The sequence below is a fragment of the Grimontia hollisae CIP 101886 genome (assembly GCF_000176515.1).
GTDB lineage: Bacteria > Pseudomonadota > Gammaproteobacteria > Enterobacterales > Vibrionaceae > Enterovibrio > Enterovibrio hollisae.
The window spans coordinates 557,226-571,519 of the sequence record NZ_ADAQ01000013.1 but is presented as its reverse complement, the minus strand read 5'-3'; the positions used below and the strand labels follow the sequence as shown (position 1 = coordinate 571,519).

Here is a 14,294-nt window from a genome sequence, read left to right as displayed (position 1 = left end):
AAAACGCTATGTCTAATTTTGCTGTGGTTTTTCCCGGCCAGGGTTCTCAAGCTGTGGGTATGCTGGCAGAACTGGCTGAACAATTTCCTGTAGTACAAGAAACCTTTGCAGAAGCTTCTGAAGTACTTGGCTATGACCTTTGGGCACTGGTCCAAAATGGTCCTGCGGAAGATCTGAACCAAACCAACCGTACCCAGCCAGCGCTGTTAACGGCATCTGTTGCCATTTGGCGTGTTTGGCAGCAAGAGGGCGGAGCGCAGCCTTCTGTGATGGCAGGGCACAGCCTGGGTGAATACTCTGCGCTGGTGTGTGCCGGCGTTATCGACTTTAAACAAGCGGTTAAGCTGGTAGAGCTGCGCGGCGAGCTGATGCAAGAAGCCGTTCCTGCTGGTGTTGGCGCCATGTCTGCCATCATTGGCCTCGACAATGACGCTATCGCAAAAGCGTGTGAAGAAGCGGCGCAAGGTCAGGTCGTGTCGCCGGTTAACTTTAACTCTCCGGGTCAGGTAGTTATCGCAGGTAATAAAGAAGCGGTTGAACGTGCAAACGCGCTTTGTAAAGCGGCGGGAGCCAAGCGTGCTCTGCCACTGCCAGTGTCTGTGCCATCTCACTGTGCATTGATGAAACCTGCTGCTGATAAACTGGCGGTTGCGCTGGAAGAAATCGAATTTTCGGCACCTTCTATTCCTGTAATTAACAATGCTGATGTTGCGATTGAAACTGATCCGGCTGCAATCAAAGATGCGTTAGTTCGCCAATTGTACGGTCCGGTTCGCTGGACAGAAGGTTGTGAGAAAATGGCCAATGACGGCGTTGAACTGCTGCTCGAAATGGGACCAGGCAAAGTGTTGACTGGCCTCGCCAAGCGTATCGACAAACGTCTGAACGCAGCAGCAGTGAATGATCCAGCTTCTCTGGAAGCGGCGAAGTAATCAATTCTGGGATTCACAGCCGGTGAAAGCTGGCTGTTTAATAAAGGAACGAAAACTGATGAACCTGAACGGTAAGATTGCTCTGGTAACAGGTGCGAGCCGCGGCATTGGCCGTGCAATTGCTGAACTGCTGGTTGAGCGCGGTGCAACGGTTGTAGGGACTGCCACTTCTGAGAGCGGTGCCTCAGCAATTAGCGAATTTCTGGGTGAAAATGGTAAAGGTTATGCGCTTAATGTAACCTCTGCTGAATCCATTGACGCTGTACTTAAGGCAATTAAAGAAGAGTTTGGTGATGTCGATATTCTGGTGAACAACGCCGGCATCACCCGTGACAACCTTCTGATGCGAATGAAAGACGACGAATGGCAAGACATTATGGACACCAACCTGACGTCTATCTTCCGCATGTCTAAAGCCGTATTGCGTGCGATGATGAAAAAGCGTAACGGCCGCATCATTAATGTTGGCTCAGTGGTTGGCACCATGGGTAACGCTGGTCAGGCAAACTATGCTGCTGCGAAAGCCGGCGTTGTGGGCTTTACCAAATCTATGGCACGTGAGGTTGCATCACGTGGGATTACTGTAAATACTGTTGCCCCGGGTTTCATCGAAACCGACATGACAAAAGCGCTGAATGATGATCAGCGTGCAGCGACATTGGCTCAGGTACCTGCTGGACGTCTGGGTGAACCACGTGAAATTGCGGCTACTGTCGCATTCCTTGCATCAGATGATGCAGCGTATATCACGGGGGAAACACTGCATGTCAATGGCGGCATGTACATGATTTAAACAATAAAGTTGCACCTCTAAATGATTCAGGTCAAAATCCGATGGTTTATCAGCCAAATCGTGGTTTGACCAGCATTTCGGGTGTTGCAACTTCCACGTTATTGAATAAACTACTGCACATATCGCATCTGCGAATCTTGTAAGGAATAGTATTAATATGAGCAACATCGAAGAACGCGTAAAAAAAATCATCGTTGAGCAACTGGGCGTAGACGAAGCAGAAGTTAAAAACGAAGCATCTTTTGTTGACGATCTGGGCGCAGACTCACTGGATACCGTTGAGCTGGTAATGGCTCTGGAAGAAGAATTCGATACCGAGATTCCAGACGAAGAAGCAGAGAAGATTACGACTGTACAAGCGGCTATCGACTACGTTGTTAGCGCGTCTGAGTAATCAGAACAAGATCCCCCCAGGCGGTCACCTTGACCGCCTGAGTTTTTTATACCATCCGCGAAATTTCGTTATAACACCTTTCTCCGGAGAATATCATCGTGTCTAAGCGTCGTGTTGTTGTCACTGGCATGGGGATGTTATCGCCTGTAGGTAACACCGTTGAATCATCTTGGAAAGCACTGCTGGCTGGCCAGAGTGGTATTCAGAGTATCACCCATTTTGATACGTCTGACTTCGCGACTAAATTTGCTGGTCTGATAAATGATTTCAACAGTGAAGATTACATCTCTAAGAAAGATGCCAAAAAAATGGACCTGTTCATCCAATATGGCATTGCAGCAAGTGTGCAAGCACTTAAAGATTCTGGTCTGGAGATCACAGAAGAAAACGCAGACCGTATTGGCGTAGCCATCGGCTCTGGCATTGGTGGTTTGGGGCTTATTGAAGCTAACCACCGTGCGTATGTCGAAAAAGGCCCACGCAAAATCAGCCCGTTTTTTGTACCGTCGACCATCGTAAACATGATCGCCGGTCACGTTTCCATCAACTATGGTCTTCGCGGTCCAAACATCGCGATTGCGACCGCGTGTACTACTGGCCTTCACAACATTGGCCATGCAGCACGTATGATTGCCTATGGTGATGCTGACGCTATGGTTGCCGGTGGTGCAGAGAAAGCATCGACCGAACTGGGTATTGGCGGTTTCGCCGCAGCGAAAGCACTGTCTACCCGCAATGACGATCCTCAGGCAGCATCACGCCCCTGGGATAAAGACCGTGACGGTTTTGTTCTGGGTGACGGTGCAGGTGTGATGGTATTGGAAGAATACGAACACGCGAAAGCGCGTGGCGCGAAAATCTACTGTGAGCTCGTTGGCTTCGGTATGAGTGGTGATGCGTACCACATGACCTCGCCAAGCGAAGACGGTTCAGGTGGCGCGCTGGCAATGAAAGCAGCTATCCGCGACGCAGGTATCACGCCAGATCAAATCGGTTATGTGAATGCGCACGGTACGTCAACACCGGCAGGTGACATTGCTGAAACGAAAGGTATTCGTCTGGCGTTGGGTGATGCGGCAGACAAAACGATGGTCTCTTCCACCAAATCGATGACAGGTCACCTTCTGGGTGCCGCGGGCTCTGTTGAAGCCATTATTACCGCGATGTCTCTGGTTGATCAGGCGGTTCCGCCAACCATCAACCTGGATAACGTTGGTGAAGGCTGTGACCTGGATTACGTTCCTCACGAAGCACGCCAAGTGAAGATGGAGTATGCACTGTGCAACTCTTTCGGTTTCGGTGGCACAAATGGTTCGCTGATCTTCAAGAAAATCTAAGTTTATTTGCCCGCTTAGTTTCTTTGCTAACAAGGTTTTTTGATAGAATAGAATGGCTCGGTACTTGGTGACCGGGCCATTTTTTTATCGGTGTTCAGGGAAGGGGCATGCTCTTAATGAATGGTCATTCCACCAGTAAGGTGGAAGCAAGCGACCGTGCATTTCAGTACGGTGATGGTGTGTTCACCACCATGTTGGTTAAAAATGGACAGGTCTGTGACTGGTTGCGCCATAAAAAGCGTCTGAAAGATAACGTGGCAACACTGAAAATCGCCGGTGTGAACTGGGGAGATGTCACTCATTGGGTTAAGATTGCCGCTGATGCTGTCAAAGAAAGTGAACGGGCAGTGATGAAGGTGATGGTCACCCGGGGCACTGGTGGCAGGGGGTACAGTCCGGCAGGCTGCGTAACGCCTAATGTGGTTGTCAGCACCCATCCTTTTCCTGCCCATTACCTTTCATGGCGTGAAGACGGTATCACCATGAAAGTGTTGAGCCAGCGGATTGGGCTGTCGCCGATAGCAGGACTGAAACATTTAAACCGTCTTGAGCAAGTTCTGCTAAAGCAGGAAGTGGAATTGCTTGGTGTGGATGATGGTGTCGCCTGTGATATGAATGGCCACGTTGTGGAAACCTCGGCATCAAATATCTTCTGGCGAAAAGGAAAGAGTCTTTATACTCCTCCGGTTGAACTGGCGGGAGTGGCAGGCACGATGCGTGCTCAGGTCATGGATCTTGCCGTGCTGGACGGTTATCCAATAAAAGAAGTGTCGGTTACGCATGACGAGTTACTCGATGCTGACGAAATATTTATCACCAATGCAGTGATGGGTTTGGTTCCTGTTCGCTGCTTAGAAGGAAAGGACTACAGCGATTTTGACGTTTGTAGAGCAATCACTTTAAGGTTAGATGTGTGATTAAAAAACTTGCGCTGGTTATTTTATTCTTGGTACTGGCAACCGCTGGTGGTGCATACTGGGTTTACACCCAAATTGAGAATTATGTTAACAGTGAAATCAAACCGACGGAGACACTATTGGTCACTGTACCAGAGGGAGCGAATTACTACTCGTTTACCCGCAAGCTGGTTTCTGATGGCATTGTTGACGCTTCACCTTGGTCACGATGGGCGGCCAAAACACACCCTGAGCTTACCCGGCTGAAAGCAGGCACCTTTCAAGTGCAGCCAGGCCTGACGTTGGCTGAATTGTTTGCATTGGTGCGAAAGGGTAAGGAGCACCATTTCTCGATCACTTTCGTCGAGGGGAGCACCTTTAAGGAGTGGCGTGAGCAACTGGCAAGTACGGATTATCTGACCCATGACACCACTGATCTTTCAGAAGCAGAAATCGCCGTAAAGCTTGGACTTTCTACAGAAAAGTTGGAAGGGTTATTACTGCCTGAAACCTATTATTATGTGGCGGGGCAGAGCGAGTTGTCGATCCTCAAAAGGGCGGCAAGCCAGCTGCAATCAGCATTGGATGAAGCCTGGCAGGGGCGTGCAAAAGATCTTCCTATCAAGAATTCCTACGATTTGCTCACACTGGCTTCGATCATTGAAAAAGAAACTGCCGTCGATAATGAGCGCGGGAAAGTGGCCTCGGTGTTTGTGAACCGGCTGAATAAAGGTATGCGCCTGCAGACGGATCCAACGGTGATTTATGGTTTGGGTGACAAATATGACGGTAACATTCGTAAAAAAGACTTGCGCACACCTACGCCATATAACACCTATGTGATTTTTGGCCTGCCGCCTACGCCAATAGCCATGCCGGGTAAAGCCTCTATTCTTGCCGCAGCCCAACCTGCGGACACGTCCTATTTTTATTTTGTGGCAGATGGACGGGGTGGCCACACGTTTTCTAAGACGCTGGCGGAGCACAACCGCGCAGTAAGACAGTATCTCAAAGCATTAAGAAGCCAATGAAAAACGGAAAATTTATCGTTGTAGAAGGTCTGGAAGGCGCGGGTAAAACCACCGCAATCCGCAATGTGATTGACATTCTGAAAGCGCAGGGTATTGCGCACATTGAAACCACACGTGAACCGGGTGGAACGCCTTTGGCAGAACAAATGCGTACGCTGGTAAAAGAAGGGCACCCCGATGAACCTCTGACCGATATGGCAGAGCTATTGCTGCTTTATGCAGCGCGCATTCAGTTGGTGGATAATGTGATCAAACCTGCATTGGCGAAGGGGGCCTACGTCGTGGGGGATCGTCATGATATGTCTTCACAGGCTTATCAGGGCGGTGGCCGTGGATTTGATAAGGCATTGATGCAAAATCTGCGTGATACCGTGTTGGGCGACTTCCGTCCTGATTTCACGCTCTATCTCGATTTGGATCCAGCGATTGGCCTTGAACGCGCCCGTGCCCGTGGAGAGTTGGATCGTATTGAGCAGATGGAGCTCGATTTTTTCCACCGCACCCGCGCACGGTATTTAGAACTGGCAAACGAAGATGAAAACGTTGTGATCATCGATGCTTCTCAATCCATTGAAAACGTCTCGGCAGACATTCGCAAGGCGTTGGAGCACTGGCTGAACCATGCAGGCTAAGCGTTATCCCTGGCATCAGGAAATCTGGCAAAGCTGGCAGCAGCTGCTTGGTCAGGATCGCCTCCACCATGCCATTTTACTGAGTGCACCTACAGGCAGTGGCAAGATTGAACTTGCCGCTATGCTCGCGAAGACCATTCTGTGTAAAAACGGGGTGACCGAACCCTGTGGCATCTGCCATAGCTGTCAGCTGTTTGATGCAGACACCCATCCGGACTTCCACTGGCTGAAACCTGAGGCTGAGGGTAAACAGCTGGGGGTTGATGCGATTCGCGCCGGTAACCAGTACGCATGGGAAACCTCACAGTTAGGGGGGCAGCGTGTCATCCTGATCCAGAATGCTGACCGCATGGGTGAAGCGGCGGCCAATGCGCTGCTGAAAACGTTGGAAGAACCGCCTTCCCATTGCCATTTTATCTTGCTGTCACAGTCAATGGACACCATGTTGCCAACAGTAGTCAGCCGCTGTAACAAGTGGAAACCGAAACTGCCGGAAGAGTCTGTCGTAAAACGCTGGGTGGAAGGCGAACTGTTTGAATCTGTACCTTTGCAGGTCCTTCGTATTAACCGTGGTGCGCCGCTTGCTGCAAAGGCGTTTGTTGAAAACGGCAGTGTGGCCAGACATAAAGCGGTGGTGGATGGGTTTGCCAGCTTTGTCATCCAAAAACAAGGCTTGTTCACTGTGACTGAACAGGTGGTCAAAGCCCAGCAGGAGGGGTTGCAGTGGTTGAGCTTCCTGCTGCTTGATGTGGTGAAAATCCAGCAAGGTTCAGATGAAGCAATTGTTCACTGCGATGAAATGAAAACACTCCAGACCCTGGCTTCCTCACTGCCGCACTCCCAAGTGATGGCCCAGTTGATGGGGCTGAACCGCATGAAAGCAGAACTTGCCAGACACACAGGCTTGAACAGCGAGTTGCTCATCAGTCGTTGGCTGACAGAATTTATCACAGCCTGATAGAAACAAGAGCTGAACCTCGAAAGTGGGAGATTGAACTATCCCGCTTCAAATGGCGTATAATCGTCAGCTTTCGTTAACAACCTACCGGAGAAAAAACGTGCTAGTCGACTCGCATTGCCACCTCGACAAACTGAACTATAAAGATTTACACACAGATGTGGGCGCTGTGATAGAAAATGCCAGACAGCGTGGTGTGGATTATCTGTTGTCTGTCGGTGTGACCCTCAAAAGCTTTCCGAAAATGATGGAGTTGATTCGCCCGTTTAATAACGTGTTTGCCTCTTGCGGTGTCCACCCACTGGATATTGAAGAGGGCTTTGATTACGACACCCTGAAAGCCTTAGCGTCTGATGAGCGTGTGGTGGCAATTGGTGAAACCGGGCTTGACTACCACTACCAGCCAGAACTGGCTGAAAAGCAGAAAGAGGCATTCCGCCAGCATGTCCGTCTGGCCGTTGAGCTGGATAAGCCCCTGATTATCCATACCCGCATGGCCCGCGAAGATACCTTACAAATCCTGCGTGAAGAAAACGCCCAGAAAGTAGGTGGTGTATTGCACTGCTTCACCGAAAGCTATGAAATGGCAGAAGCCGCAATTGAATTGGGTTTTTACATTTCTATCTCAGGCATTGTCACGTTCAACAAAGCGTCTGAACTGAAAGATGTTGTTCGTCGCTTGCCATTGGAGAAACTGCTGGTTGAAACCGACTCGCCATACCTCGCGCCGGTCCCTTACCGTGGCAAGGAAAACCAGCCTGCGTACGTCCGCGAAGTGGCAGAATATGTAGGCTTGCTGAAAGGCGTCTCCTATGAAGAAGTGGCAAGAGTGACAACTGAAAACTTCTTCCGCCTCTTCAAACTTGCCGCCTAACGCTGCCCTTAGCAATAAACCATGCGACTGCGAACAACCATGCGGTTGACAGTAGCATGGTTTATTTGGGAGGCAGTCAAGACCGGATGGTGAAAATTCGGGACTTCACCTCTCAATTAATCAAGGCTGACTGGCAACAGCTCTCATTGGTTTATAAAATTAAGATAACTTAGCCTCCCATCCCATTCATTTCACCTCAACATTTCAGCCTGGAAGGTCAGAATGAAGGAAACACAGTCAACGCTTATCCGGGGTTTTGTTATCCTGGAAAAGATAGTGAAAGCAGATAAGCCATTATCCAGCGTTTATCTGGCTGAAGAACTGGGCTTACCGAAACAGACAGTGCATCGAATTGCGCAGCAACTGGAAGAGGAAGGGCTGCTTCAAAGAGAGCCAGACGGAAAACGGTTTACTGCCGGAAACCGGTTACGGGCGCTTGCGCGTGATACCCTGAAAAACTCAGCGATCAATGTACATCGCTTTTCTATTCTGAAAGAACTGTCTGATCAAATAGGTGAAACGTGCAACATTACCATCCTGGATGGCACGGAGATCTTGTACCTTGAACGGGTTGAGACAAACTGGCCTTATCGCATTCACTTACCTGTTGGCAAGCACTACCCATTACACTGCACGGCATCGGGCAAGCTGTTTCTTGCGGACATGAAACCTGCCACGCGTAAACGTCTGTTGAAAAGCGTACCCCTTTCGCGAGAAACCCCGCAAACCATTACCGATGTCAATGAACTTGAAAAACACTTGGTAAACATTGCCAAGGATGGTGTTGGCGTAGACACCGGCGAGTTTCTTGATGATATGGTTGCGATTGCCGTTCCTGTGATTGATAACGACAACCGTGTCGCATTTACGGTCGCGGTTCATGCACCTTCAGCACGTAAGTCACTGGAAGAACTCCGGCAATACCTGCCACTTTTGCGCCGGGCTGCCCAACGACTGGCTCTAGCAGAATTTGGCATCGCCGATGATGTTACCGCTAACTGATATACCCAAGCACCTTCAAATCGCTTGGGTATACGCCAAGATGTGGTGTGATGGACTCAGGTAGATAGCCCATGCGTAACCATTTTATGGTCTTCTAAAATCATATCCGATGCTTTTTCGGCGATCATTATTGTTGGGGCGTTGGTATTACCGGATGCGATTTCCGGCATGATAGAAGCGTCCACCACACGTAAATGTTCCACACCATAGACTTGTAACCTGGGATTTACGACTGCCATCTTATCTGTTCCCATCTTGCAGGTGCTGGTGGGATGGTAAATGGTTTGACTGAACTGCCTTGCCGCCATCAAGAGTTCTTCATCTGTCTGGTATTTCGTGCCTGGCACATATTCGTCCAATATATATTCAGACAGTGGGGAAGTATGCGCAATCTTTCTTGCCAGTTTAATGGCGTTGATGATGACCTCTTGATCACGGGTATCCGAGAGGTAGCACGGCTGGATATCAGGGTGTTTGAACGGATCCTTTGAGGTGATTTTTATACTGCCACGGCTATAGGGGCGGAGTTGGCACACGGAAGACGTGAAAGCAGAAAATGGGTGAACGCCATCCCCAGGTTTATCTGCACTCAGTGGTTGCATGTGAAACTGAATGTCTGGACGCTCGAGCCCGGGAGAGGAGGTGGTGAAAATTGCCACTTGGCTTGCAGCCAGTGTCAAAGGCCCAGTACGTTTAAAGAGATATTCCAGCCCAACGAGCGCACGCTTGAACAGGCTGTTAAGCTCATCATTTAACGTGCGCTCACTGGTTTTAAACACCAGCCTTACCTGAAGGTGATCCTGCAAATTTTCCCCAACACCCGGTAAGTCATGTATGACAGGGATACCCAGTTCATTGAGCAATGTGGCGGGGCCGATACCAGAGAGTTGTAACAATTGGGGGGAGCCAATCGCACCGGAAGAAAGGATCACTTCTTTTGATGCATAGATATCCCGTGCTTCTCCTTTCTGGTAAACCTTGACGCCAACAGCAACCTTACTGTCAAAAAGCACTTTCATAACATGGCTATCTGTCAGTATATCTAGGTTGGGACGGTGCTTTGCCGGACGCAGAAAGGACTTTGCCGTGCTGCAGCGAAATCCTTTGTAAGCAGTTTGCTGAAAATAGCCAACACCTTCTTGGTGTTTCCCATTGCAGTCTGGGTTGTAAGGGATCCCCAGATTCACCGCCGCTTTGATAAAGTGGTCTGCAATCGGTCGCCGCAAGCGCAAGTCGCTGACCTTTTGCAAGCCATGGACACCATGGTAGTCGTTTGCACCGCGTTCCTGATCCTCGGATTTTTTGAAATAAGGCAACACGTCTTTGTATGACCAACCGTGGTTTCCCAGCGTCTCCCAACGATCATAATCTTCTGCCTGACCTCTCACATACAGCAGCCCATTCAGTGCGCTTGAACCACCAAGTACTTTGCCCCTTGGCCATTGGAGCTGGCGGAAGTTAATGCCAGGATCCGGCTGGGTGACATAACACCAGTCAGTTTTAGGATTGTGCATTGTCTTGAAGTAGCCGACCGGAATATGCAACCAAGGGTTGTTATCCTTTCTTCCTGCTTCAATCAACAGCACGCGATTGGTCGTGTCTTTGGACAGTCTGTTGGCAAGAACACAACCTGCAGAGCCTGCTCCCACGACAATAAAGTCATAGCGATTTGAAGATACGCCCATCTAACTTACTCTCCTTGTCGGTTAGCGAATGTCGTGAAATCAATACGGATCCGGTGCGACCCTTGCAATTCTCAAACATTAAAATATGAGACTAGTTATCTCGATTTTTTTAGTCAAGGCTTGAATTTTATTTTTTCTATGCCATTAATGAAGTGTTCGAGGTTAAAAAGTAACCATTTATTAACATCTGAGTGTGTTGTTGAGCTTGTTTGAAGCGATCTCGAATTCAACAAATGTGCGTTAAGGTGCTGGAGTCGTAGGACGCATTGCTCATAAGAAAGGGGCCTCATCTGGAAGCGTGACATTTGACATGCCAGCGTAAAAGTTTGAGCGACAGCCAATACAAAGGAGTGCAAGCATGAAAAAACATCGGGAGACGATAACACGCCGGGATTTTATGAAGGTTTCTGCCCATTTTGGGATGACATCAACATTGATAGCGGCCGGGACGTTGGGCGCGGGTGCGACCCTTTCGTCTTTAGCAAGGGCGGCGGAGAATACGCAGAAAGACAGATATTCAGCACCGCCGAAGTTTCAGCTCAAATTTGGTGCATCAGGATTTAATGAGAAAAATCTCGACATCCAGAAATCGGGCCAGCTTTTTTTCGCCAGGGATTTAGAACAGCGCACAAACGGGGCGATTCGTGTCGAGTTCATTGGCAGCAACCAGATATGTGGTCAGACAAATTGCGTGAAAAAAACTCAGCAGGGCATTGTTGATATTTATTCTGCCTCAACCCAAAACTCTGCGGGGGGAGCACCTTATCTTAATGTGCTTGATTATGCGTATATGTTCCCGTCGCGCGCATCCCAGTATCACTTTTTCTACAGTCCTAAGAGTGAAGCCTTGTTCAGGGAACCTCTGAGGAAGCGTCATAAACTGCAATTTCTTTTTACCCACTGCGAACTTCGCGGCATTCAACTTGGCTTAAAGTGGCAGGACAAACCTCTGGTGACCTCAGTAGAACAGCTTGCCGGTACCAAAAACCGGGTGACCGGCACCCAGCTTGGGCGTATAGCCATGCAACTCATGAACCTTAACCCTGTTCCCATTGCCTGGGAGGAGACCTTGGATGGTTTGAAACAAGGGCTTATTGATGGTGCAGAAACCTGGATGGGGGCAGTGGCTTACGCCGGGATGGCGCCAGTCGTGTCACAATGTGTCGACCTTAAATTCTTTTGTGGTACTGAGCATACCGCGATGAGTCTGCCTGTGTTCGATAAGCTGGGCTCTGATTTACAAGATGATGTGATGGAGTCAGCATACGTCGCGCAAATTTTTACACAGGGTATGAACGAGGCTGCACTCACCGATATTGTTGGCGCAACAAACCCGCCTAAACCCGGCACGATTTTTGCGGAAAATAATACCCGTGTAGCAACGCTTTCTGATGCAGAGCTCAGAAAAGCAGAAGAGATGTGCTCACCAGAATTTAATCCCAAGCCTTGGGAGCAATGGAGAGACCGGCTGAATAAATGGTCGGGTGGCCATGATACGTACCAAGCAATCTATGATATCGCCCGGGAAATTCCTCGGGACACCTCTGCGGTCAATGTACCACCACAACGTTGGTGGCTGGGCTAGAAATGATGGCGCAGGTTTTACCGATGACTGACGCGAAAAGACTGCACGTCAAGCGATAGATAATCCCTGCGTTAATTTGCTGTTTGCTTGCCGAGGTGGATATGAGACTGCTTTATGCGTTAATGCAATGGTTAGATGAAAACACGGAAAAGGTTATCATCCTGATCACCTATTCAACGATGGCCGGGATTATTTTTGTTGAAGTTGTCAGAAGGTTCCTGTTCAACGAACAGGTTGCCTGGAGCACGACAATTCCGGTGCTGCTTTTTCTATGGGTGACTTGGTTTGGCGCTTCTTACAATATTAAAAAACGCACCCATCTGGCGTTAACAGAGATACGCGCGCGGCTGTCTTACCGACTCCAGTTTCTTTGTTTGATCCTCGATGCCGTTCTTTGGATTGTGTTTGCAGGAATTGTGATTTTCCATGCCACGAACCAGGTTTGGATCGCCTACGACAATTTCGCGATCGTGGGGGGGACAGATGACGTGATGGAGTGGTGGTTCTATTTGGCGACCCCTCTCGCATGGGGATTGATAGTGATCCGGGTTATTCAAAATCTGGCAAAAGATATTCAAACGTTCAAGCGCAGAGAGCCTTTTGTGCTTCAGGCATCCTTGGTGGATTAGGAGTAGGAGGCGTTATGGAAGACGGCACATGGATTGCGCTGATATCTGCGGGTGTCACCCTGTTGTTTGTGATTGGTGTTCCCATTTTTTTAGTGATCGGTTTTTGGATTGTTGGCTGTAGCCTCGTTGTAGATTTCACGCTTGCCAATATCGGCGTAACCTTGTTTGAAGGACTGAACTTCTTTGGCCTCTTGGCGTTGCCGTTATTTATTATGACAGGAGACCTGATTAATGCCGCCGGTATTGCTAAACGGATGTCTGACTTTGCCTATTCCATATTAGGGTGGGTGAGAGGTGGCCTTGGCATGGCAACCATTGGTGCCTGCGGGATGTTTGCCGCGATCTCTGGTTCCAATGCAGGAACAACGGCAACCATTGGGTCGATCATGCAACCAGAAATGTCAAAGAACAATTATGATGAGCGTTTCGCCGCAGCAACGGCAGCAGCCGGTGGCACAGTAGGCATCATTATTCCCCCCAGCATTATCTTCATTGTGTACGGCTTTTTGCTCGACCTTTCTATCAGCGATCTATTTATTGGTGGGATGCTGCCGGGAATGTTGATGGTTATCGCAATGCAACTGGCATGCTATTTAGTCTGTAAGAAAAAAAAGTGGGGGAATATCATTGCATTTGAGCCTGTGCGTATACTGAAGACTGGCTTGAAGGCCTACCTTGGCCTGATTGCGATTGGTATTGTGATCTATGGTATTTATTCCGGCGCATTCTCGCCCACAGAAGCTGCGGGCGTAACTGTTGGGTTTTGCCTGATTGCTGGCGTATTTGTCACACGTCAAATACAAATCCGAGCTTTGCCAACAATCTTGCTGAGGTCAGGACAAATAACAGGAATGCTGGCGCCACTCATTGCCGTGTCAGTTGTCATGCAGCAGTTGTTGTCCCTTCTGGGTGCGGGAGATGTCGTGCGGGGATGGATGTCGGCGATTGGCGATTCGACCCTTGTGCTTGTGGCGTGTATGCTACTTGTTTTGGCGGCAGGTACGGTATTGGAAAGCTTGCCAAACACCATCATTCTTGCTCCGATCCTTGCCCCCATTGCGTACAGTGTCGGTGTTGATCCGATTCATTTTGCCGTTATTTTTCTGGTCGGGGATGCCATTGGCTTTATCACGCCCCCATACGGCCTGAACCTTTACGTGGCGAGCGGCATTACCGGTATACCCTATTTCACGATTGTTCGTTTTGTTTTGCCATACCTGTTTGCCTTGAGTGTCGCTTGGGTCATTATCGCGTTTTACCCCCCATTATCGACTTATCTCTTGCAGTTTACCGGTGCAGGATGATGTAACTCTGTTATTAACGATTGTCCGGCCCAGGCTACAGGCCTCAGATTACGCAGAGGTTTACTTCAGTGTTTTTTGATAAAAACATTATTTTTCAATAAATTACATTTTGGTTTGCAGCCTTGGAGCTGAGGGGTTGTGTTAAATAAATCGAATGTAATTTTGAGGGGAAAATGATGATTTTTAATGTAACTGTCCGCATCGCATAAATTGTAATTTTGTTACACGAAATAACCTTGTGT

14 protein-coding genes are annotated in these 14,294 nt (G+C 49.0%); 13 read left to right on the top strand and 1 reads right to left on the bottom strand.

Translation table 11 applies throughout. The features are described 5' to 3' along the window. The first annotated feature begins 8 nt into the window (after positions 1-8). The 10 genes from fabD (at position 9) to VHA_RS15390 (ending at position 8,849) form a co-directional block, all read left to right on the top strand. Positions 9-932, top strand: coding sequence for an ACP S-malonyltransferase (fabD, locus tag VHA_RS15435; RefSeq protein WP_005505968.1), 924 nt, complete (start codon positions 9-11; stop codon positions 930-932). A gap of 58 nt (positions 933-990) precedes the next feature. After that, entirely contained in the window at positions 991-1,725 is a 735-nt protein-coding gene (gene fabG / locus VHA_RS15430; RefSeq protein WP_005505966.1) for a 3-oxoacyl-ACP reductase FabG, read from the top strand. A 157-nt stretch (positions 1,726-1,882) separates the two neighbouring features. Further along, a complete protein-coding gene (gene acpP / locus VHA_RS15425) occupies positions 1,883-2,119 on the top strand; it encodes an acyl carrier protein (RefSeq protein ID WP_002541727.1) in 237 nt (78 codons plus the stop codon). 98 nt (positions 2,120-2,217) lie between these two features. Beyond that, entirely contained in the window at positions 2,218-3,456 is a 1,239-nt protein-coding gene (gene fabF, locus VHA_RS15420) for a beta-ketoacyl-ACP synthase II (RefSeq protein ID WP_005505962.1), read from the top strand. Positions 3,457-3,563: 107 nt separating this feature from the next. Beyond that, complete coding sequence (pabC, locus tag VHA_RS15415; protein ID WP_005505960.1) at positions 3,564-4,373, top strand: aminodeoxychorismate lyase; 810 nt, start codon at positions 3,564-3,566, stop codon at positions 4,371-4,373. Next, entirely contained in the window at positions 4,370-5,383 is a 1,014-nt protein-coding gene (gene mltG / locus VHA_RS15410; protein ID WP_005505958.1) for an endolytic transglycosylase MltG, read from the top strand. The genes pabC and mltG overlap by 4 nt, the downstream gene beginning before the upstream one ends. Beyond that, complete coding sequence (gene tmk / locus VHA_RS15405) at positions 5,380-6,015, top strand: dTMP kinase (protein ID WP_005505956.1); 636 nt, start codon at positions 5,380-5,382, stop codon at positions 6,013-6,015. The genes mltG and tmk overlap by 4 nt, the downstream gene beginning before the upstream one ends. Further along, positions 6,005-6,973, top strand: coding sequence for a DNA polymerase III subunit delta' (holB, locus tag VHA_RS15400; protein WP_005505954.1), 969 nt, complete (start codon positions 6,005-6,007; stop codon positions 6,971-6,973). The genes tmk and holB overlap by 11 nt, the downstream gene beginning before the upstream one ends. Positions 6,974-7,073: 100 nt before the next feature. Beyond that, entirely contained in the window at positions 7,074-7,847 is a 774-nt protein-coding gene (locus tag VHA_RS15395; RefSeq protein WP_005505952.1) for a TatD family hydrolase, read from the top strand. A gap of 222 nt (positions 7,848-8,069) precedes the next feature. Next, a complete protein-coding gene (locus tag VHA_RS15390; protein WP_005505950.1) occupies positions 8,070-8,849 on the top strand; it encodes an IclR family transcriptional regulator in 780 nt (259 codons plus the stop codon). A gap of 56 nt (positions 8,850-8,905) precedes the next feature. Here VHA_RS15390 and VHA_RS15385 read toward each other — a convergent pair whose 3' ends face one another. Beyond that, positions 8,906-10,534: a GMC family oxidoreductase gene (locus tag VHA_RS15385; RefSeq protein ID WP_005505947.1), complete on the bottom strand. Its 1,629-nt coding sequence runs from the start codon at positions 10,532-10,534 to the stop codon at positions 8,906-8,908. A gap of 421 nt (positions 10,535-10,955) precedes the next feature. Here VHA_RS15385 and VHA_RS15380 point away from each other — a divergent pair, with 421 nt between their 5' ends. The 3 genes from VHA_RS15380 (at position 10,956) to VHA_RS15370 (ending at position 14,052) form a co-directional block, all read left to right on the top strand. Continuing rightward, complete coding sequence (locus tag VHA_RS15380; RefSeq protein WP_040529296.1) at positions 10,956-12,119, top strand: TRAP transporter substrate-binding protein; 1,164 nt, start codon at positions 10,956-10,958, stop codon at positions 12,117-12,119. A 101-nt stretch (positions 12,120-12,220) separates the two neighbouring features. Next, positions 12,221-12,748, top strand: coding sequence for a TRAP transporter small permease (locus VHA_RS15375; RefSeq protein WP_005505944.1), 528 nt, complete (start codon positions 12,221-12,223; stop codon positions 12,746-12,748). Between the two features lie 14 nt (positions 12,749-12,762). After that, the gene (locus VHA_RS15370) at positions 12,763-14,052 is read left to right on the top strand and encodes a TRAP transporter large permease (RefSeq protein WP_005505941.1); all 1,290 of its coding nucleotides are present in this window, start codon (positions 12,763-12,765) and stop codon (positions 14,050-14,052) included. The last annotated feature ends 242 nt before the right edge of the window (positions 14,053-14,294 follow it).

Bases quoted from the DNA above. Each gene is read 5' to 3' on its own strand.
- fabD (WP_005505968.1), top strand. From the start codon at position 9: ATGTCTAATTTTGCTGTGGTTTTTCCCGGCCAGGGTTCTCAAGCTGTG.
- fabG (WP_005505966.1), top strand. From the start codon at position 991: ATGAACCTGAACGGTAAGATTGCTCTGGTAACAGGTGCGAGCCGCGGC.
- acpP (WP_002541727.1), top strand. From the start codon at position 1,883: ATGAGCAACATCGAAGAACGCGTAAAAAAAATCATCGTTGAGCAACTG.
- pabC (WP_005505960.1), top strand. From the start codon at position 3,564: ATGCTCTTAATGAATGGTCATTCCACCAGTAAGGTGGAAGCAAGCGAC.
- tmk (WP_005505956.1), top strand. From the start codon at position 5,380: ATGAAAAACGGAAAATTTATCGTTGTAGAAGGTCTGGAAGGCGCGGGT.
- holB (WP_005505954.1), top strand. From the start codon at position 6,005: ATGCAGGCTAAGCGTTATCCCTGGCATCAGGAAATCTGGCAAAGCTGG.
- VHA_RS15390 (WP_005505950.1), top strand. From the start codon at position 8,070: ATGAAGGAAACACAGTCAACGCTTATCCGGGGTTTTGTTATCCTGGAA.
- VHA_RS15385 (WP_005505947.1), bottom strand. From the start codon at position 10,534: ATGGGCGTATCTTCAAATCGCTATGACTTTATTGTCGTGGGAGCAGGC.
- VHA_RS15380 (WP_040529296.1), top strand. From the start codon at position 10,956: ATGACATCAACATTGATAGCGGCCGGGACGTTGGGCGCGGGTGCGACC.
- VHA_RS15375 (WP_005505944.1), top strand. From the start codon at position 12,221: ATGAGACTGCTTTATGCGTTAATGCAATGGTTAGATGAAAACACGGAA.
- VHA_RS15370 (WP_005505941.1), top strand. From the start codon at position 12,763: ATGGAAGACGGCACATGGATTGCGCTGATATCTGCGGGTGTCACCCTG.